18 protein-coding genes are annotated in these 19,985 nt (G+C 51.4%); 9 read left to right on the top strand and 9 right to left on the bottom strand.

Annotated elements, in window-relative coordinates; genetic code table 11:
• From WCI03_07680 to WCI03_07715, 8 genes are all read left to right on the top strand, one after another.
• A partial coding sequence (locus WCI03_07680; protein MEI8139731.1) for an acetyl-CoA carboxylase biotin carboxyl carrier protein subunit occupies positions 1-378 on the top strand: 378 nt, incomplete at its 5' end.
• A gap of 70 nt (positions 379-448) precedes the next feature.
• Positions 449-1,792 carry a sodium ion-translocating decarboxylase subunit beta gene (locus WCI03_07685; GenBank protein ID MEI8139732.1) on the top strand — a complete coding sequence of 448 codons (1,344 nt, stop codon included), beginning with the start codon at positions 449-451 and terminating at the stop codon, positions 1,790-1,792.
• A gap of 60 nt (positions 1,793-1,852) precedes the next feature.
• The gene (locus tag WCI03_07690) at positions 1,853-2,566 is read left to right on the top strand and encodes a tetratricopeptide repeat protein (GenBank protein ID MEI8139733.1); all 714 of its coding nucleotides are present in this window, start codon (positions 1,853-1,855) and stop codon (positions 2,564-2,566) included.
• 17 nt (positions 2,567-2,583) lie between these two features.
• Complete coding sequence (locus tag WCI03_07695; protein ID MEI8139734.1) at positions 2,584-3,147, top strand: CvpA family protein; 564 nt, start codon at positions 2,584-2,586, stop codon at positions 3,145-3,147.
• Complete coding sequence (dnaG, locus tag WCI03_07700) at positions 3,135-4,976, top strand: DNA primase (GenBank protein ID MEI8139735.1); 1,842 nt, start codon at positions 3,135-3,137, stop codon at positions 4,974-4,976. Before WCI03_07695 ends, dnaG begins: the two co-directional genes overlap by 13 nt.
• Before the next feature lie 12 nt (positions 4,977-4,988).
• Entirely contained in the window at positions 4,989-5,918 is a 930-nt protein-coding gene (locus WCI03_07705; GenBank protein ID MEI8139736.1) for a D-alanine--D-alanine ligase, read from the top strand.
• A 1-nt stretch (position 5,919) separates the two neighbouring features.
• Complete coding sequence (locus tag WCI03_07710; protein MEI8139737.1) at positions 5,920-6,795, top strand: FtsQ-type POTRA domain-containing protein; 876 nt, start codon at positions 5,920-5,922, stop codon at positions 6,793-6,795.
• Positions 6,796-6,800: 5 nt separating this feature from the next.
• On the top strand, positions 6,801-7,514 hold the full coding sequence (locus WCI03_07715) for a glycosyltransferase family 2 protein (protein MEI8139738.1): 714 nt from the start codon (positions 6,801-6,803) through the stop codon (positions 7,512-7,514).
• A 2-nt stretch (positions 7,515-7,516) separates the two neighbouring features.
• Here WCI03_07715 and WCI03_07720 read toward each other — a convergent pair whose 3' ends face one another.
• From WCI03_07720 to WCI03_07735, 4 genes are read right to left on the bottom strand one after another with little or no spacing between them, the layout of a single operon-like run.
• The gene (locus WCI03_07720; GenBank protein MEI8139739.1) at positions 7,517-7,681 is read right to left on the bottom strand and encodes a DUF5989 family protein; all 165 of its coding nucleotides are present in this window, start codon (positions 7,679-7,681) and stop codon (positions 7,517-7,519) included.
• Between the two features lie 10 nt (positions 7,682-7,691).
• Entirely contained in the window at positions 7,692-9,521 is a 1,830-nt protein-coding gene (locus WCI03_07725) for a carbamoyltransferase (protein ID MEI8139740.1), read from the bottom strand.
• Positions 9,521-9,925 (bottom strand): hypothetical protein, encoded by a 405-nt coding sequence (locus WCI03_07730; GenBank protein MEI8139741.1) that lies wholly within the window; start codon positions 9,923-9,925, stop codon positions 9,521-9,523. The genes WCI03_07725 and WCI03_07730 overlap by 1 nt, the downstream gene beginning before the upstream one ends.
• A complete protein-coding gene (locus WCI03_07735) occupies positions 9,922-11,124 on the bottom strand; it encodes an O-antigen ligase family protein (GenBank protein MEI8139742.1) in 1,203 nt (400 codons plus the stop codon). Before WCI03_07735 ends, WCI03_07730 begins: the two co-directional genes overlap by 4 nt.
• 60 nt (positions 11,125-11,184) lie before the next feature.
• Between WCI03_07735 and WCI03_07740 the strand changes: the two genes are divergently transcribed.
• Positions 11,185-12,591, top strand: coding sequence for a glycosyltransferase family 39 protein (locus WCI03_07740; protein ID MEI8139743.1), 1,407 nt, complete (start codon positions 11,185-11,187; stop codon positions 12,589-12,591).
• A gap of 46 nt (positions 12,592-12,637) precedes the next feature.
• On the opposite strand, the gene lepB is transcribed toward WCI03_07740, so the two are convergent.
• From lepB to WCI03_07765, 5 genes are all read right to left on the bottom strand, one after another.
• Positions 12,638-13,744: a signal peptidase I gene (gene lepB, locus WCI03_07745; protein ID MEI8139744.1), complete on the bottom strand. Its 1,107-nt coding sequence runs from the start codon at positions 13,742-13,744 to the stop codon at positions 12,638-12,640.
• Positions 13,745-13,762: 18 nt separating this feature from the next.
• Positions 13,763-15,589: a translation elongation factor 4 gene (gene lepA, locus WCI03_07750; GenBank protein ID MEI8139745.1), complete on the bottom strand. Its 1,827-nt coding sequence runs from the start codon at positions 15,587-15,589 to the stop codon at positions 13,763-13,765.
• Positions 15,590-15,598: 9 nt separating this feature from the next.
• Positions 15,599-16,306 carry a ribulose-phosphate 3-epimerase gene (gene rpe, locus WCI03_07755; protein MEI8139746.1) on the bottom strand — a complete coding sequence of 236 codons (708 nt, stop codon included), beginning with the start codon at positions 16,304-16,306 and terminating at the stop codon, positions 15,599-15,601.
• 114 nt (positions 16,307-16,420) lie between these two features.
• Entirely contained in the window at positions 16,421-17,194 is a 774-nt protein-coding gene (locus tag WCI03_07760; GenBank protein MEI8139747.1) for an MBL fold metallo-hydrolase, read from the bottom strand.
• Positions 17,195-17,285: 91 nt separating this feature from the next.
• On the bottom strand, positions 17,286-19,814 hold the full coding sequence (locus tag WCI03_07765) for a sodium-translocating pyrophosphatase (protein ID MEI8139748.1): 2,529 nt from the start codon (positions 19,812-19,814) through the stop codon (positions 17,286-17,288).
• Between the last annotated feature and the right edge of the window lie 171 nt (positions 19,815-19,985).

Genomic DNA, 19,985 nt, shown 5'->3' on the forward strand with positions numbered 1-19,985 from the left:
CCGCACACCCCTATCCCTGCCAGCTATACAGTCAGCATAAATGGCAAAAAATATGCAGTTCAAATGAATGAGAACTCTGCGGTGATTAACGGAAAAAGTTATGAGGTCAATGTGGCCGAAGGGCTGGATGCCGCTAACGGTGCGATACCCCATGAGTCAATAGACACAACGGCCATCAAAGCTCCTATGAACGCCAAAGTCGTCAAACTCCTAGTATCTGAAGGCGATCCCATTCAAGCCGGTCAAGTGGTCTGTATTCTTGAAGCCATGAAAATGGAAATTGAGGTTAGGTCGCCGGTAACTGGAATTATATCTTTAGTTGCCATCACGGCAGGACAGCAGGTCAAGACGGGCCAGCTCATCGCATCCACCAATTAACATGTCACAAACTTGCTCCGTTATGAAAAATTTTATTATTTCAATACTTTCGACGGTTATTCTTCTAAGTATGGCGGACCTTTCATTAGCCAACACTCCATCCGGTCCGGCGCAAGTCGAGTCACACCGCTCTCAAGCGATGTCCATCAGTGGCGGATTTAAAAAGCTGTGGCTCGAAACGGGCATTTATCGGTTTATTTACCCCAAAACCCTATCTGAGAAAGAGGCTGAAGTACTGGCAGCCCGTCTCCAGGCGACTGCCGCTGAGATCACTGACAATGCCCCGCGACGCACGATCATCCCTGAAGGCGCCGGACAGGCAGTCATGATCCTCGTGGGGCTCGGACTGATCTATCTGGCCATAGCAAAACAGTTTGAACCGCTGTTACTTCTCCCCATCGGCTTTGGGGCTATCCTGGCCAATATCCCCATCGCGGGCATGGCAGAGGTTGGACTTGCAGGACAGCCAGGCGGTCTCCTTTATTATTTTTATGTAGGTGGAATTCAGACCGGCATTTTCCCGCTGTTGATTTTTATGGGAGTTGGGGCCATGACAGATTTTGGCCCTCTTCTGGCGAACCCTAAGACAGCCCTTCTCGGCGGAGCGGCACAATTCGGAATTTTCTTTGCCCTTATCGGGGCTTTGGCGCTGACGCGATTTTTCGGAGGTCTGATTGATTTCAGTCTTCAGGATGCGGCCTCGATCGGCATTATCGGTGGCGCCGACGGCCCTACCGCTATTTTCCTTACATCCAGACTTTCACCCAATCTGCTGGGGGCCATTGCTGTGGCGGCCTATTCCTATATGGCACTGATTCCGATCATTCAGCCACCCATCATGCGATTATTGACGACTCCACGGGAACGCGCCATCGAAATGAAACAATTGCGACATGTCTCACAAGCTGAACGGATTGTTTTTCCCATCATGACGCTACTCCTATGTATTCTTCTTCTCCCCTCAGCCACTCCACTCATCGGCATGTTGATGTTCGGAAACCTGATCAAGGAATGCGGGGTGGTAAACCGGTTATCTGATACCGCTCAGAATGCCTTGATCAATATCATTACGATTATGTTGGGGCTTGCCGTGGGGTCTAAGCTGGCCGCAGCCAAGTTTTTGACGGTTGAAACACTCGGAGTTCTTACGCTGGGACTGCTCGCCTTTTGCGTGGGAACGGCGGGGGGAGTGCTTCTGGCCAAACTGATGAATGTATTCAGTAAGGACAAAATCAACCCACTTATTGGTTCGGCGGGCGTCTCGGCCGTCCCCATGGCCGCCCGGGTATCAAATAAGCTGGGACTTGAAGCCAATCCCCACAACTTCCTGCTGATGCACGCCATGGGCCCTAATGTTGCCGGCGTCATTGGTTCAGCGGTGGTTGCCGGGGTGCTTCTGGCCCTCTGCAGTTGAGTTTCAAGAATTGCCATCCCGTAAGGGCGTGGTATAGTTCACAGAACGAAAAACACAGAGATGAAAAAGCACATTTTATACGGAATTATTTGGATCATGCTTGGAGCATTGCTTTTGACCGGATGCGGGCGCGAGCCTGTATCTTCTGCCATTACGGCCATTGAGCAAGGTCATTTTCAAAACGCCGAGAAACTGCTCGCGCAGGCGTTGCAGGAAGATCCTGACAACATCAATGCGCTTATGAATCTATACATTGTTCAGCTTAAACTGGGGCAACAGGACAATGCTTTGGCCGGCTTCATGCAGGTGGCAGAAATGGCCTCCAATGATCCCAGTCCATTGGAATATGCTGCCAGTATTCAGATGGATAATAACCGCTGGCCTGAAGCGACAGTGCTTCTTACAGAGGCACTTAAGCGTTCCCCACGCTCTCCGAGTGTCCAAACCGCACTGGCCGTTGTCGATTTGAATACCACGGGGGCCATTGTTGCCCGTGACCGTCTGCTCAAAATCATCTCTGACACCCCTGCTTACGCGCCCGCCTTATTTAATCTGGGCGTTATCAACCGTGACTGGCTGAAAAATCAGAGCGAGGGTAAAAAGTATTTCCAGCGTTATCTTGCGCTCGAAAAAAATGATTCTCATACCGTTATTGCCCGGATGGCAATGACTGAAAAAATACGCAAGCCTGCCACGCTTCCCCCACCAGCAAGGACTTCTCAAAAGGAGAACTCCGACGCCCGGGATAATCGTAGCCGAGTCAAATACTTTTAACTGGGGAGGCGTATTCCATGCATAATTCGGGTTTTACAATTGCCGACATTGTAGGTATCATGGTCATCTTGATTGGGATCATTGCGGGATTCCGGCAAGGACTCTCGGGGCAGATGGCATTGGTACTCTCCGGACTCTCGGTTGCCGCAGCTTTGGTAAATGGGTTCACACCCTTGCGTGATTGGCTGGTTTACCAGTTTTCCATACCGGCAGAACTGGCCCGCTTAGCCGCCTTCCTCATGCTTGTGGTTGCGCCCATTCTTGCCGTCATGCTTCTCTACGCCCTCCTTCGCTACCTTCTCAAAATCACTTTTACCACCTGGATTGACCGACTTGGAGGCGCCATGGCGGGGGGGCTCACTTCTGCAGGGATAGTCCTGCTTGTGTTCATGGCGTTTAATTATCTTCCTGCAGATCAATGTCCCGCTGCGGTAGGCCAACGTTCCTGGATTTCCAGGGAAGTGCTTGGCGCTGAGACTCAACTCATCCACCGGCTCTCATCGCGTGTGGAAAAGGGTGAGGGCATCATTGAAAATGCTCGTAAAGAACGCGCTGGTAAACGCGAGAAATGGGAAGAATAACCTCGCTCATGGCTGGCCTCATCTCAAAATCTGTTTTGGACGATATCCGTTTCCGTTGCGATATTGTGGACGTCATTGACGCCTATATCACCTTGCCTCAGAAGGGCACGATCATCAAGGCGCTCTGCCCCTTCCATAAGGAGAAAACCCCCTCGTTCAACGTCAATCGCCAACGCCAGATCTTTCACTGTTTTGGTTGTGGTGCAGGAGGCGATGTTTTCAAATTCGTAATGCTCTATGAACATGTCGACTTCATAGGCGCCATCAAAATCCTGGCCGAAAAAGCGGGAATCCCTCTCCAGTTTAAAAAGGGATCCGAACCTTACGCCGATAAGGAAATCCTCCTAACCATCCATGAAGAGGCGGCCGCTCTTTTCCATCGACAACTTCTGCAAAGCCCTGATGCCCAGATTGCGCGCGAATATCTCCATAAGCGGCAAATCACCACGGAAGTCATTGAAGACTTCATGATCGGGTACGCTCCCGAGTCTTGGGACTTTCTACTTCAGTGGGCGTTGAAGAAGGGGCATCCACTTCAAATGCTTGATCTCGCCGGTCTTCTTATCAGGCGTGAAGAGGATCGTGGTGCCAATCCTTATTATGACCGTTTTCGCAGTCGGATCATGTTCCCTATTCGTAACGAACAAGGACGGATCGTGGCCTTTAGCGGACGAACTCTGTTACAGGATCCGAAAGCCGCAAAATACGTCAACAGCCCGGAAACGCCTCTATTCCGGAAAAGCCATATTCTATATGCGCTTGACCGGGCTCGCCGGGAAATCGTTGAAACCCGTGAAGCCATTATTTGTGAAGGCCAGATCGACGTCATCCGCTGTCATCAGGCGGGGTTCAAAACCGCGGTGGCAGCACAAGGCACTGCCTTCACCGAGGATCATGCGCGCATCTTGAAACGTTATGCGGATGGTGTGGTTCTGGTCTTTGATTCTGATGAAGCGGGTCGAAACGCCGCGCTTAAAACATCCTTGGTTTTCATGCAAATGGGCCTTGCCGTACGCGTCGCCAGCCTGCCACAAGGTGAAGATCCTGACTCTGTCATTTTAAAACAAGGGGCTCCGGCCTTTGCAAAAGCTTTGTCCCAAGCTGTACCCGCGATTGATTTCCAACTCAATCTACTATTGAGTCAGGAAGATATTCGGACGGAAGTCGGAATGATGAAGGTGAGTAAGGCAGCCCTGGCCACCATCAGTCAGAGTCCCAATGCCATCCAGCGGGATGTTCTGGTTCAGACAGTTGCACGGCGTTTGGGGGTTTCGACAGACGCCCTGCATGTCGAACTGCGACATCTCCGGAGAAATGCGCCTCCTCCGGTTGCCGATACCAGTATTAAGCCGGATAAAATCGAACGTCCGCTCAACGAAGTGCTTCTGGCCGAGCATCTGGGAACAAATCCAGATCTAGTCACCATCATGGAACTTTTCCTGCCCTTCACCATGATCACGGATCCGACCTGTCGTGCTTTTCTTGAGGTACTGCGCGACAGTTCACGTGAAGGGGTCGATGTCATGCAATTGCTTACCGAACGTGATGATGCGGAGCGCAACCTGTCAACTTTTGCCGCCCAGGTTCTTAGTGCACCGCACAAGGCAGGCCTGGAAGGAAATGACCGGCAGGCTGTCGAAGGTCTGATTCTGGGAATGTGGCGTAACGAACTTCAGAAACGCCGTATTCAGGTGGAACAACAACTTCAGTCGGTCACGGAGGAACTGGCCCGTGATGACCTTTCTGCGCAGCAGGCGCAATTAACCATGGATATCAATCGTTTGAAGCGCTGGGATACCGGCGAAGCCGTTCTCAAACTCTATATATAGATCAGGATAAAAGTGAAAGCAAATCCCCGAAAATTCAAAAAGGTAGCCGTACTCAAAGGCGGTCCATCATCTGAGCGTAGTATTTCACTGAAGTCAGGCGCCGCGGTAGCCATAGGCTTGCGGGCGGCGGGATACGAGGTGATTGAGGTGGATATTACAGAACGTTCTCTCACTCTGCCGGAACCTGTCGATGCTGTTTTTATTGCCCTTCATGGCGAGTTTGGTGAGGATGGCCAGATTCAAGCGCTGCTGGAGGCTCAAAAAATTCCTTACACCGGCTCCGGCCCAAGAGCCAGCCGGATGGCTTTTGATAAAAGGTTGAGCAAGGAGGTTTTTGTCCAGGCAGGCATTCCGACAGCCCCCTACGAGACGTTAGGGGCTGGTGGATATTTCACCCTGCCCTTGCCTGTTGTGGTTAAGCCTCCTTGTCAGGGTTCGACCATCGGAATCTTTAAGGTAAGCCGTCCCGAAGAATGGAAAAAGGCCTTTCGTGAGTCACTCCGGTATGATGGCGAAATCATAGTTGAAGCGTTTATACCGGGGCGTGAACTGACGGTGGGAGTGGTAGGCGAGACGGCCCTACCTGCAGTCGAAATCTTGGCGCCGGACGGGTGGTACGATTTCGATGCCAAGTACAGCAAGGGACAATCCCGGCATCTCTGCCCTGCCCCGCTTGATAAAGATCTGGCCAATAGGGTCAGAGACATCGCACTCCAGACATTTAAAGCACTCGGATGCCGGGGACTGGGGCGGGTGGACTTCAGGCTCACGGAATCCGGCGAATTGTTTGTGTTGGAACTGAATAACATTCCGGGATTTACGGAGACCAGCCTGCTCCCCGAAGCGGCGCAGGCTGCAGGGATTGAATTTCACGAGCTATGCTGGCAAATAATGGAGATGGCAACTCTGGAAACAGCGGTTCTACCGCCAGCAGGAGGATGATATGTGGTTTAATAAAAGTAAATCTGGGGATTCAGATAAAAGTCAGCGAGGGGAATCCTCCAAGATTAATACCCGGCGCGACCAACGGTTGAGTGAAAAACAACCACCTCTTCCTAAAATAGTCTGGATCCCGCTGGTGGGCCTTCTTGCGATTGGCCTTGGGGCCTTGTTGACGTGGAAACTCAGTGCGATGTTATTTTGGGAGAACCCGAATTACACCATTCAAAAACTCGAAATTCGGGTTGAGGGTGCCACCATTACCTCAGCTCATGTTCGGGAATATATGAACATTGGCGAAGGCTCCAACATGTTTTCCTCAAACCTCTATTCCCTGCGCTCCGATTTCCTGCGCAAGGCCCCCATAGCCAAATCGGTTAAACTTCAGCGCCATCTGCCTCATACCTTGAGCATTGAAGTTGTTGAGCGAATCCCCATTGCCAGGCTGGGACGCTGGGGCTCCCTGGCGGTGGATCGTGAAGGTTGTGTTTTCAACCTCAGGGCAGGTGGACGGGACTATCCTGTCATTATTGGATATGCCGATACGAATCTTAAACCTGGAGGGAAAGTCGACCAGTCTGCAATGAACGCGATTGAGCTTGTGGATATTTGTAACAGGTCGAAATTGGGTGAGCAGGTCAAAATTACCTCCATTGAAGTGGGGTTCAAAGACCATCTTGAAATGTGTCTGACAGCAGGTGAGCGCGTTAAAGTTGGCTGGGAGGACATGGATCAAAAACTACCAGACCTGAGGCAGAAAGCGGAGCATAAATTGATAACCCTCGCAAGTGCGTTGCGCGCCTCCGAGGAACGGGGCCGCCGATTAGTGAATTTGGATCTCACATTTTCTGACCAGTACATACCTGCACAGGAGTATTAATAATTATGAAAGTTTCAATTGTAGCTCCGGTCTTCAATGAACAGGACAATGTGTTACCTCTTTCGGGAGAACTCCACAAACTCCACACGTCCATTCCCGATCTCGAAGTTTTGCTGGTTGATGATGGTAGTCGCGATCAAACTTGGGCCCGGATATTAGAGGCGCAAACTCAATTTTATACGGTTCGCGGGCTTCATTATGATCAGAACCGAGGTCAGAGCCATGCTATGCTGGTTGGGCTTCAAATGGCTGCGGGTGATATATTGGTCACGATTGACGGAGATCTGCAAAACAATCCCGCCGATATTCCCCGCATGCTGGAGGAACTCCAGGATTTCGATGCCGTCTGCGGGTTCCGTGCCAAACGAAAGGATGCCTGGGCACGCCGGGTAGGCTCACGCCTTGCCAACCGCGTCCGAAATTGGGCAACCCATGATGGGATTCGTGATACGGGGTGCAGCCTCAAGGTCTTTCGTAAAGTCTGTGTTCCCGACCTTCCTCATGTGGAGGGCGTGCACCGGTTCATGCCCGCCTATTTCAAACTGAATGGCCGTCAAATTAAGGAAGTCGCCGTAGATCACCGCGCTCGCACCATGGGAACGTCAAAATACACCAACATGAAACGATTACCCCGAACGATTTTTGACCTGTTCGGTTTTGTCTGGTACCGTAAACGTTACCTGATTCAGCTGGATGCGGGGCTGATTAAACGGTCATAAGATTAGAACAGAGTGTAGATGAACGGGGCGACCGCCTGGCCGGCGACAATAAAAATCCCGAGCAGAAGTAACACAAGAACTACCGGGATAATCCACCAAGCCTTATTGTGCCAGGCAAAACTCCCGAATTCTTTAAGCAGCCGTCCCAGATGTTTAAAAAAGCGCATAACGTATCCCTTAGTCTAGAGCATATTCCGTTCGCCAGTTGGCTTTGTCCTGCCAAGGCGGTTGTTCTTTCTTCGACAAAATATACGAGCCTAATACCAGATAATCCATTTCTGTCCGCATGAAGCAGCGATAAGCGTCTTCAGGTGTCGACACAATCGGCTCGCCTCTGACATTAAACGAGGTATTGATGATTACCCCATATCCAGTCAGTTTGTCGAAGGCCTTGATAATGTCATAATACCCGGCATTACTTTCGGGTGAAACGGTCTGAACTCGAGCAGAGTAATCCACGTGAGTGATTGCCGGAATATCAGAACGCACCTGGTTAATGCGATCACGAATCGATAAACGCCCCACATCCTCCAGTCCCTTACAGCGCGCTTTTTGCACCTGCGCCACCAGCAACATATAAGGGGAAGGCCGGTCCAACTCGAAATAGTCGCTCACTCGCTCCACCAGACAGGCCGGTGCAAATGGCCTGAACGATTCGCGGTATTTGATCTTAAGATTCATGACCGACTGCATTTTCTGTGATCGGGCATCACCGATAATAGAGCGCCCGCCCAGCGCGCGCGGACCGAATTCCATACGCCCCTGAACCAGCCCAATGACATTTTCGGCAGCAATAAGTCTGGCGATCTCGTCTGCCCATGGCTGACGATCATATTTATGACCGGGATAGTTATTAGCTTTAAGAAAGGCCTCAACGGCATCATCCCGAATGTCCGGACCGAGGAGAGAGCCCTTCATAAAGTCATGAATATTGTCCGCCTGACGAGGATGTTTCATGACCTGATAGGCCACCATCAGCGCCGCTCCCAGGGCACCACCGGCATCGCCCGCAGCAGGTTGAATCCAGATATCCTTGAAAAGATTTTCACGAAGAAGTCGGCCATTCGCCACGCAATTCAACGCTACCCCACCAGCCATGCAGAGGTAATCTGCCCCCGTAATCTTTTTAGCGTGTCGCGCCATGCGAATCACAATTTCTTCAGTGACGACTTGGATGGACCTGGCGATATCCATTTCGCGCTGGGTAATTTCACTTTCTGAGGAGCGGGCGGGACCCCCAAATAAACCGGCGAACGCATCATTGGTCATCGTAAGCCCATCGACAAATCCGAAATACTTGAGATTCAGCCGGAACGAGCCATCCTCGCGCATATCCAGAAGATTATCCCAAATGACATCCACATACTTCGGCTCTCCATATGGGGCCAACCCCATTAATTTGTATTCACCTGAGTTTACGCGGAAGCCGGTGAAGTAAGTAAAGGCCGAATAGAGCAACCCGAGGGAGTGAGGAAAATGCAAATCCTCAAGAATCTCCAGCTTGTTGCCATCCCCTAGGCCAATGGCACTCGTCGCCCATTCCCCTACTCCATCCAGGGTCAAAATGGCCGCCTTCTGAAAGGGGGACGGGAAAAAAGCGCTGGCGGCGTGTGACTCATGATGCTCCGGGAAATAAATCGGAGGGATCGTTTTCAGGCCGCACTTTTCTAGTGCTTCCTCGATTTCCATCGGGATCCAGAGTTTTTCCTTCAGCCAAAGTGGCACGGCCATCATGAATGACTGCAAGCCCTTCGGCGCCGTGCTGAAGTAGGTTTTCAGAATGCGCTCGAACTTCCGGATGGGTTTGTCATAAAAGGTCACCGCATCCAAAGTGCCACCACGCTTTTCGAGTTCCGCGAGACAGTACTTGACCGCATTCAATGGAAAATTAGGGTCGTGTTTTTTGCGAGTAAACCGCTCTTCCTGGGCGGCGGCGATAATTTCTCCGTCACAGACCAAAGCTGCTGCAGAGTCATGATAGAATGCGCTGATCCCAAGAATATTCATCAGAATTGCCTCTTATATTCTTCCAGGTTCGTAACCGGCTTGCGCGGTACCCAATACGTTTTGGCATCCGTTGGGAATTTTCGGCACATCGGATCAATGCCGCGCATCTTTAGAATGAATCGGCCTGGCATAAATACCAGAAAGAACATAGGCACCAATAATACCCAGGTGATAACCATGCCCGCCCATTTCCCAAACCAGCGCCCAAATTGCTCAATCCTGTTGAAAACGGGAGGAATAAATAGTCCGGATACAAGCAAGATACCGCTGACGCCCCAAAGCACATTGGCGGTCATGGACTTTTTCAATAGAAAGAAAATCAGACCTACTGTTGCAGGCACAAAAGCCTGAATCAATACCGAACTTAAGGCTGGATTCATCGATGGTTTGTCGTCCTGATTCATAATGCGTGATACTTTACAGATTCAGACTTGCCGATGCAAGTCCCTGATAAACCCATAATTACGGCATAGATGAACATGAGTTCAGTGTCTCCAAAATTATATTCAACCAAACCATTCAACAAGAGCCCGAGCAAAAGAGATAGGGCTACGCAGGCTACACCGCGTTCTTCCGCGGTCGCCATTTTTGAGCGGCGCACCCATGTGAGATGATTCAGCAACATTTTCACCATCCACACGAGATAGAGCCCTAGTCCCAACCAGCCCATTTCCACCAACACTTGGGCCCAGTTGGCGTGAAGATGGTTTCGATTGGGTTCTACATGCCTGAAAACCTGTTTCATTTTCTCGTTGGTCAGACATCCGAAACCGAGCCCGGCAGGATTTTCCTGAATCAAGGCGGGTGCGATTTTAAACCACATTGTGAGCCGCCCCCCGCCTTCCACATTAAATTCTCGTTTCAATTGCACCATCCTGGTCTGGACGGGAGGAAGCATGAAAAATACTACAAGAAAACCGGTCATGATGAGCCAGGCGCGCCACCGGAGTTGCATTAAAACCGCAACCCCGATCAGGATCATGGCGCAGAACCAGGATCCCCGCTTAAAGTTGATGATCAAACCGGCCAACTGGGCGAGCAGTATCACCCACCCCCACCAAGGCAAGGAGCGCCGCTCTTTGATCGCCATCAAAAGGATCAATACCGATCCAACCACTCCCAACATCAGCATCTGTCCATCAGTCATGGAACCTTTGTCAATCAGGGCGGTTAGGAAATCCGGCAAGGGCTTTCGCCAAGCCAGTATCGGGTAAACAATGAGATCCTTTAACCCAAGTACAGCGCAACCGGCCAGAAACGCCGCAATGAGTTTCCCGTTACGGTTGGGTGCCGCCACAAGAGATGCCGTGACAGGAATCAGGATAAACCAGAATAACCGGCCCACTCTTGTCCATAAACTGGCGACCTCTCCATGAATGGCGGAAAGGATGATTGCGAAGATGATAAAGGACACGGCCAGGCCGCCCCCCGCCGGACTGCACCATGTGATTTGTTGCTTAAAGAGCCCCAGCAGGAAAAGTAACAGACATGCCGCCGCACAGAGTTGTCCCAATGCAATTGAAAATGTGATCGTGAATACGGTCGCCAACAAGGCTGCAAACGCCCGTTCTTCAATGGATGGCCCTATGTACTTTGACAACATATGCCAGAAAATTAGTGCAAGCTGGCGCCGGATGCAATATCTTCCAGCGACTGACTTATTATGAAACGACGATTCTGGATCTATGCGCTGCCGGTATTGCTGCTTTTGGCAGTCACTCTGCCCCATCTTGAACAGGGTGATTTCCGGATTGAAACGGCACATTATGCGGCCATTGGGTTGCAAGCCTGGCAAAACCCCGCCCTATTTTGGACACCCCACGAGCATCCTTCTGTCCTTTATTTCAATAAACCCCCTCTCGTATTCTGGATTCACGGCCTTTTTTTGCATCTTTTCGGCCTTAGCCTTGCCGCCCTGCGCATCCCCGCCATACTTGCCGCCGCTGGCTGCGTATTATGTACCGTTGGTATTACGCGCCAATTGTCAGGAAGAGTCGTCGCCCTAGCCGCCGGGTGCGTCCTGGCCCTTTCCTATGAGTTCTTCCGCCGTTCGCGAGAGATTTGCCTGGATATGTGGCAACTCCTGTTCATGTTGTCCGCCGTCTGGATCTGGCTGGCAGCCACCAAAAGCCGTGACCGGCGTATATCTTGGCTGGCGGGGATCCCGCTAGGCCTGGCCTTGATGTGCAAACCGTTGATGGCGCTGGTAATGCTGCCCATTCTCTTTGTCTGGCTGGTTCTTGAGCGACGAGACCGCTTACAACACTATGGAGAACGATACAGAGGTCATTCCTACGCTTCGATTCTTGCTGTGACCTTGATGGCACTACTGATCGCCTTACCGTGGCACCTTTCCATGATTCACCTCTACGGAGACACCTTTATCCGACAATACTTTGGTCATGAAGTTGTAGCCCGCTTACAGGGGCATCGAAACCGTGAACCCGTATGGTACTACGTTGTCGAAATCGGACGTTCCTATTGGCCCTGGATGGTTACCTTGATTGCTGGTTTTTTTCGCTGGTGGCATGGTCCGGTATCGCGGCACCACCGCCAAATGCTATTGTTGGCGTCAGTGTGGGTGGGCATCTGGGCCATTGTCCTAACCCTGTTTCCAGACAAGCGACCGCGCTATGAACTTCCGCTCTATCCCATGGCGGCGATGATAGCCGCTTATGGGATTACCACATGTGCCTGGCGGCCCCTCCGTCAATGGTATCGGCATGGTTTGAATATTACAGCCCTACTGGTTGTTGCAGTCAGCCTGATGGTCCATTTCCTGCCCATCTGTTTTCAGGCTCCCCCGGAAAAGGATCTGACGGCATTGGTGCAATGGGCTCGGACCCGACCTCCCGATCAGGTATTTTCTGCCGCCATGACAGCCATTGATGAGAGTACTGTTTTCCTGAAAGCCGGTTATTGGCCCACTCCCCTGCACTTGGCGCCAAAACCACTCAAGCCCGGCAGCCTGCTGATCTATTCAGATCAATTTGATTGGAAACCACCCGCCTCAGCTAAACCGGTATTCAATCAGGGGCCATATCATGCGTTGGAAGTCCAAAGTCATTAGTCCAAAGTTGAAAGTCGGCACATTGGACTGGGTGCATCTCGACTTCCTACTGAATCCAACCCCATCGCCGGGAGAAGGGCCAGTACACTACCATGGCAGGGCCTACCAGATTTTCGGCAGGAACAGTTCCCCAGTAACGGCCGTCAAGGCTGTTATGGGTATTGTCGCCCAAGGCCAGATATTGGTTTGGGCCCAGCGTTCGAACGTCGTTGGTCGAGCGGATGAATTCAGCTCCCTGCGATATCTCTCCCAGGCAATAGCCTGCATATCCGGGGGCTTTTTCCGCAATCCGACGGATGGCCATAGGTTCCATAACTGGCGCCCCATTTATGTATAAATACGGCTCACGGATGGAGATGGACTCGTTGGGTAAACCACACATTCGTTTGATGTAATGCGTCTGTTCGGTAAGCCCGCGAATCGGGATTCCATCAGTGCGAAAAACCATGACATCTCCCCGGGAAGGCTTCATGAAGTTCCACTTGATCCGGTTCACGAAAAGATGATCACCGGTAATCCGATATCCCCGCGCGATCACCTGTCCAGTAACCACTTCGTCCCCGTTCTGCACCGTCAGAGGTAATCCGATAGGAATGGTATGGGCAAGGCCGCCAATCTCATAGGCGGCTTCGCCGACTCCGTCTCCCGTACGCCGCATGGAATAAGGCCCCCGGATGGTACCTGCTGTCTGGGCCGTACATTCCGTATAGGTTTGCCCGAAAAACAACCATTGCGCATATTTGAGCGGAACAGTATCAAATATCCCCTTCCCCTCGGTTGGTTCATAGTGAATGCCGTAAAGGGTTGGCTGCATGGAACCTGTGGGTATTTTGAAGGGTTGCAGACAATAGGTTCGAAAAGCCATGGCAACAGCAATAGCCACTACAAATACCTCGATATTCTCCCTGAATCCGGAAAAGGATTTGAGCGGCATGAGAACCGAGACGGCTTTTTGAACAGCCCCACAACCAGACTCAATCTTAGCAATATCTTTTTGGGTGATGGCGTTTTTTAGATCCGCTTCCGCTTTATTCAGAGATTCCAAAGCTTGCGGCAGGACCACATCTTCACGGAGATGCCGGCATAACTCAGCATGGCGCACCCATTCATTGCCGTGTTTTACGAATTTACGCTTTTGAAAATATCCAGCCATCGTAGTCTCCGCCTTTTCTCAACCTGTGGTCTTCAACACGGAAATAAACGCTTCCTGAGGCACACTGACAGAGCCTATGTCCTTCATGCGCTTTTTGCCTTCTTTCTGGCGTTCCAGCAATTTCCGTTTTCGGGAGATGTCGCCACCATAACACTTAGCGGTTACATCTTTTCGCATGGCTTTAATGGTTTCGCGCGCAACAATATTTTTACCGATGGCCGCCTGAATAGGAACAGTAAACTGATGCGCGGGGATGACGTCTTTGAGCGCAGCACACATCTGGCGTCCGCGTGACACAGCTTTGTCCCGATGGATAATGCAGGAGAAGGCATCAACACTTTCCCCATTCAGTAAGATATCCATCTTCACCAGATCACTCGGCGCATAGCCATTATGCTCATAGTCCATGGATGCATATCCGCGACTGATGCTCTTGAGACAGTCGTGGAAATCAATCAGGATTTCATTCAGTGGCATGGTGGCACTTAACATGACGCGCTTGGAATCGAGTGTGTCCGTTTTTTCAACTGTTCCGCGTCGGTCCATGACGACCCGGAGGATATCGCCAATATTCTCATTGTGACAAATAATGAAGGCACGGATCATCGGTTCCTCCATGTGATCAACTCGCGTGGGATCTGGCAGGTGCAGGGGGTTATCCACCTCAATCATGGAACCATCCCGTAAATGGATCCGATAGATTACTGAGGGGTAAGTACTGATCACATCCAGATCAAACTCACGGCGCAAGCGCTCCTGAACGACTTCCAGATGCAGAAGTCCAAGAAAACCGCAACGGAACCCAAAACCCAGGGCGACGGAGGATTCCGATTGGTAAGTGAAAGCGCTGTCGTTCAACCGCAGTTTTTCCATACTTTTTTTCAGCTTTTCGTAGTCCGCTGTATCAACCGGATAGAGCCCGCTGAACACCATGGGGTGAATTTCCTTCATCCCGGGCAAGGGCTTGGTGACCTGCTTATTGTGCATGGTCAGGGTGTCGCCAATTTTAATATCGGAGGAATCCTTAATGGTACCTATGACATACCCCACCTGCCCTGCCGTCAATTTTTTACAAGGCTCCATCTTGGGGCGGAAACGCCCGACTTCCTTGACTTCTGTATCCAGTCCGCTGGCCAGCAGATGGATCCGGTCCCCGGCCTTAAGTTCCCCATCCACCATCCGGATATAGGTAACAACTCCGCGGAAGGCATCGTATACGGAGTCAAATACCATGGCGCGCAGGTATCCGTCCTCGCAGGTTTTTGGCGGCGGGAGACGCAGGATAGCCTCCTCCAGCATATCTGTTATACCCAATCCGCTTTTGGCGCTTATCCGACAGGCGTTATCAGCTGGGATGGAGAGAATTTCCTCGATTTGCTTGGCCACGACCTCTGGCTCGGCGCCGGGCAAATCCACCTTATTAATCACAGGCATGATTTCCAGGTTATTTTCGATGGCTAGATAAGTGTTGGCAACTGTTTGTGCTTCCACTCCCTGGGCCGCATCGACCACCAGAATGGCGCCTTCACAAGCCATCATACTGCGCGATACTTCGTATGTGAAATCCACATGCCCGGGGGTATCAATCAGATTTAGCTCGTATTCGATGCCATCCTTGGCCTTGTAGGTCATGGTTACAGGATGACTTTTAATGGTAATCCCGCGCTCCTGCTCAAGATCCATGCTATCGAGGACCTGGTCACGCATCACCCGGGCTTCGATGGTTCCGGTCAGTTGAAGCAGTCGGTCTGCGAGGGTGGATTTTCCATGATCGATATGGGCGATGATACAGAAGTTCCGGATAGCGGGAAGTGCTTTGAGATTAATTTGATCTTGGAGATGCATCGGTTATAATTAGTCCTTCATCGAATCATAAGTTTGGGCTGCGAGCGCGCGCATAGCGGCGATACTTTCCCGCATATTTGGGGCCCGGTAAAGTGAAGTACCCGCAACAAACACATTCGCGCCTGCTGAAGCCGCTAAGGAGACGGTCTTTAAATCAATACCGCCATCCACATTGATATCCACATTCAATCCACGAGCTGTGACGGTCTCACGGAGAGTTTTAATTTTCGGAACCACGGATTGAATAAACGCCTGTCCGCCATAGCCGGGGTGCACGGACATGCAAAGCACCTCATCCACCTCCGGCAGTACAGTAAATACAGAATCCGCAGGGGTATCAGGATTAAGCGTAATGCCTGGTCGCGCGCCCAACTTGCGAATCGTGCGTAGCATGCCGAGGACATCGCCCTCAATTTCGATATGAATAAGGAGCACATCTGCGCCCGCTTTGATAAAGGGCAGCAAATAGGCTTCCGGCTTGGACATCATCAAATGAACGCTCAACGGAATATCGGAGGTGCGGTTAGCCATGGCCACAACATCCGGCCCCATGCTCAAGTTGGGCACAAAATGCCCATCCATAATGTCCAGGTGCAGCCCGTCAGCTCCAGAGGTTTCCGCTAAACAAACCCCGTCGGCAAGATGACCGAAGTCCGCTGCCAGAAGCGATGGCAAAATCACAATTTGTCCTGTTGCTTTTTGTTGTGCGTAATTCATATGAACCCAGCCCTAAGACACTTTAATTCGGCCGGTTATTATGTCAGGAAGCCGCTTACAGCGCCACAGAAAAAGGGCAGCCACAGACCTGTAAATTTTACTCTGTTCCCGAAATTACCAGGTCAGCGTCATGCCATCACATGCAAGATAGATGGATGGCGGCAGGGATTCCTGTGTCTCTTCATGATCCAAATCATGGCAAACGTGAGTCAGGTAGGAACGTTTGGCCCCGATTTTGGTCAAGAGTCCCAATGCAGACGCCACTGACAGATGGGTGGGATGGTTCCGATGTCTTAATCCGTCAAGAATCATCACATCAACCCCCTTGAAAGCCGCCACAGTCGACTCTGGCATGACCTTGCAGTCCGGAACATACCCCAGCGTCAACCCGTCCCATTGCAGCCGAAAACCACAAGTTTCAGTTTTACCGTGTAACACAGGCAGTGCGTTCACCATAAAGGGGCCAACAGGGATTTGCCCTTTGATTTCCAGGAAATCGATCTGCGGACGGTAGACCCCGGGTTCGGGTACCGCTTGATCCACATAGGAGAAAATCCGTTTGAGATCGGTAATAGTCCCCTGAGAGCCATACACCGGAATGCTAGCCCCTTGCATCGTGTTGAACCTGCGAATATCGTCCAGACCGAAAATATGATCGGCATGGGAATGGGTAATCAACACCGCATCGATACGCGGTACACGATACTCCAATACCTGCTCTCTGAAATCCAAAGAGGTGTCGATAACAATGTGAAATCGGCCCGCCTCGACATAAATGCTTGAACGCCGACGCCGATTGCGCAGATCCGGGGAGCGGCAAATCGTGCATTCACACCCAATCACCGGGATACCTACCGAAGTGCCTGTTCCTAAAAATATTACCTTCATATCGTACATGGAATCATACCCCAGCCATTCTTGTCAAAAAAAACCCCCGCTACCGTTACCGGCGCGGGGGTACGAATCACATCGAATCGGATTATTTATCCTCAGGGATGCGCATGCAATAGAACGAACGGTACACAAAGACCAACGCTACGGCAAAGATCACAGCGCCGATCGCGTACTTCATGGTCGTGTTCGTCATGGCCACGGCAATTTCCGTTGCCAACAGACCAAACAAAGTTGTGAACTTGATGATCGGGTTCATCGCCACCGAAGAGGTGTCTTTGAAGGGGTCACCAACGGTATCACCCACCACCGTGGCTGCGTGCAATTCCGTGCCCTTAGCCCGCAGATCTACTTCCACGATCTTCTTGGCGTTATCCCACGCGCCACCGGCATTCGCCATGAAAATAGCCTGGTAGAGGCCAAAGAAGGCAATGGAGATCAGATAGCCGATGAAGAAATACGGGTTAAAAAAAGCCAGCGATAAAGCGAAACAAAAGATGGCGACGAAGATGTTAAACATCCCCTTCTGCGCGTAAATCGTGCAGATCTTCACCACTTCTTTGCTGTCCTTGATCGAAGCCGTCTCGGCATTCAAATTCATGTTCTCTTTGATATATACAACCGCGCGGTAGGAACCGGTCACCACCGCCTGCGTTGCTGCGCCGGTAAACCAGTAGATCACCGCACCACCCATAAGGAGTCCGAGAACAATCTCAGGCTGCACAAGACTGAGACTGGCGATAACGGAATTAACACCTTCCGTGGTCTGCGCCGCCGTGAGGGCCGCCGTGTGATCAAACACTTCGCCCGCCTTTGCCGCCGCCACCTTCGCCAACTCATAGGCCTTGGTCTTGCCCAGCATCAGGATGATGCCAAAGATCATGGTCGTGGCGCCCACTACAGCGGTTCCGATCAACACCGGCTTGGCCGTCGCTTTAAAGGTATTACCCGCACCGTCATTCCGCTCCAGGTTGAGTTTGGCGTTTTCGAAGTCAGGCTTGAAACCAAAATCCTTCTCAATCTCTTTCTCAATGCCGGGAATGGATTCGATGCGACTCAACTCATACACCGACTGGGCGTTGTCGGACACCGGGCCAAAGCTGTCAACCGCGATGGTCACGGGACCCATGCCCAAAAAGCCGAATGCGACCAAGCCAAAGGCAAAGATCGGCGCAGCGAACTCCAGCCCTGCAGGCATCAGACTGGCAACCGCCGGATGACCGGCGAGGAGTGCCGCACCCAACATAAGTACCAGCATGGTCAGGCCTTCCCAGAAGGCCGAGAAATTACCGGCCACAAATCCCGACAAAATGTTCAAAGAAGCGCCGCCCTGCTTGGACGCAGTAACCACTTCCTTTACATGGATGGCATTCGTGCTGGTGAAAACCTTGGTAAACTCGGGAATTAATGCACCCGCAATTGTACCGCAGGAGATGATGGTCGAAAGAACCCACCAGAGATTCGGTTGTGCCGCACCATTGACCTCAATATTGCCCAACAGGAAATAACTGGCAACGTAGGTGACGCCGATACAAACAAAAGAGGTCAACCACACCAGAACCGTCAACGGATGCTCCGGGTCGAATTCTTTAGCGTTTTTCAGCTTAGAGGTGAAATGCCAATCGTTGGCAAGGTAGGCTGCCAAAGCAGAAATGATCATCAGAATACGCATCACAAAGATCCAGACGATCAGCTGGGCACACAACGTGCCGGCACCAAGCACCAAAGCCAGAAAGGTGATCAGAGCAACCCCGGTTACCCCGTAGGTTTCAAACCCGTCAGCCGTCGGGCCAACGCTGTCGCCAGCATTGTCACCCGTACAATCGGCAATTACACCGGGATTCTTGGGATCGTCTTCAGGAAGTTTGAATACGATTTTCATCAGGTCAGAACCGATATCCGCAATCTTGGTGAAGATACCACCACAAATACGCAGAGCGGACGCCCCCAGAGATTCACCAATGGCAAATCCGATAAAGCAGGGGCCTCGCAGTTCAGAAGGGAGAAACACAAGAATGCAGATCATGAAGAAAAGCTCAACCGTGATCAGCAACATTCCTACGCTCATGCCGGAACGCATCGGAATGGCCAAGGCATCCCAGGGGGTTCCCCGAAGGGCGGCAAAAGCCGAACGGCTGTTGGCAAACGTATTGATGCGCATGCCGAACCACGCCACACCGTAGGATCCCAGAATACCAAGGATCGAGGCGGCCAGAATCAGAAGAACGCTACCCCAGGTCATTTTCTGAAGAATCAGGAAGTAGTAAATCATACAGACGCCAATCAGCGCCCAAAGGATCGCTAGGAATTTCCCCTGCTGTGCCAGATAGCTCTTACAGGTTTCCCAGATGATTGCCGAAACGTCGCTCATGGACTTGTGAACCGGCAGTTTCTCAGTTTTGACGTATTGAATCAAACCAAAGCCGAGTCCAAGAAAACAGACACCGATTCCGATCAGCATCAAGGTCGTTCCGGAGAGGCCGCCCAATGCGGAAAAATGTACTGCTCCTAAATCAGGGAGATTAAGATCAGCTTCGCTGGCCATTGCCGCGCCTGCCCCAAATCCCAAGACTGCCAACGCCACACAGATACCCATCCACAACCTTGACCTATTCATGAACTTGCTGAACCTTTCCATAATGTTTCATCTTCCGAACCAACAACACCCGTCCCGCGACATAGTCCACCCCTCAGAGGGAGTATGGAATACACCATGAAGAACGAAATTAAAACGGAACAGTAATTACTCCCACATACAGGATAACGCAAGAAGTAATTGTTATTTTTT

Source organism: bacterium (genome assembly GCA_037143175.1).
Classification (GTDB): domain Bacteria; phylum Verrucomicrobiota; class Kiritimatiellia; order CAIKKV01; family CAITUY01; genus JAABPW01.

Excerpts from the sequence above, each read along its gene's own strand:
- WCI03_07685 (MEI8139732.1), top strand. The coding sequence starts at position 449 with ATGGCGGACCTTTCATTAGCCAACACTCCATCCGGTCCGGCGCAAGTC.
- WCI03_07690 (MEI8139733.1), top strand. The coding sequence starts at position 1,853 with ATGAAAAAGCACATTTTATACGGAATTATTTGGATCATGCTTGGAGCA.
- WCI03_07695 (MEI8139734.1), top strand. The coding sequence starts at position 2,584 with ATGCATAATTCGGGTTTTACAATTGCCGACATTGTAGGTATCATGGTC.
- dnaG (MEI8139735.1), top strand. The coding sequence starts at position 3,135 with ATGGGAAGAATAACCTCGCTCATGGCTGGCCTCATCTCAAAATCTGTT.
- WCI03_07710 (MEI8139737.1), top strand. The coding sequence starts at position 5,920 with ATGTGGTTTAATAAAAGTAAATCTGGGGATTCAGATAAAAGTCAGCGA.
- WCI03_07715 (MEI8139738.1), top strand. The coding sequence starts at position 6,801 with ATGAAAGTTTCAATTGTAGCTCCGGTCTTCAATGAACAGGACAATGTG.
- WCI03_07720 (MEI8139739.1), bottom strand. The coding sequence starts at position 7,681 with ATGCGCTTTTTTAAACATCTGGGACGGCTGCTTAAAGAATTCGGGAGT.
- WCI03_07725 (MEI8139740.1), bottom strand. The coding sequence starts at position 9,521 with ATGAATATTCTTGGGATCAGCGCATTCTATCATGACTCTGCAGCAGCT.
- WCI03_07730 (MEI8139741.1), bottom strand. The coding sequence starts at position 9,925 with ATGAATCAGGACGACAAACCATCGATGAATCCAGCCTTAAGTTCGGTA.
- WCI03_07735 (MEI8139742.1), bottom strand. The coding sequence starts at position 11,124 with ATGTTGTCAAAGTACATAGGGCCATCCATTGAAGAACGGGCGTTTGCA.
- WCI03_07740 (MEI8139743.1), top strand. The coding sequence starts at position 11,185 with ATGAAACGACGATTCTGGATCTATGCGCTGCCGGTATTGCTGCTTTTG.
- lepB (MEI8139744.1), bottom strand. The coding sequence starts at position 13,744 with ATGGCTGGATATTTTCAAAAGCGTAAATTCGTAAAACACGGCAATGAA.
- lepA (MEI8139745.1), bottom strand. The coding sequence starts at position 15,589 with ATGCATCTCCAAGATCAAATTAATCTCAAAGCACTTCCCGCTATCCGG.
- rpe (MEI8139746.1), bottom strand. The coding sequence starts at position 16,306 with ATGAATTACGCACAACAAAAAGCAACAGGACAAATTGTGATTTTGCCA.
- WCI03_07760 (MEI8139747.1), bottom strand. The coding sequence starts at position 17,194 with ATGAAGGTAATATTTTTAGGAACAGGCACTTCGGTAGGTATCCCGGTG.
- WCI03_07765 (MEI8139748.1), bottom strand. The coding sequence starts at position 19,814 with ATGAATAGGTCAAGGTTGTGGATGGGTATCTGTGTGGCGTTGGCAGTC.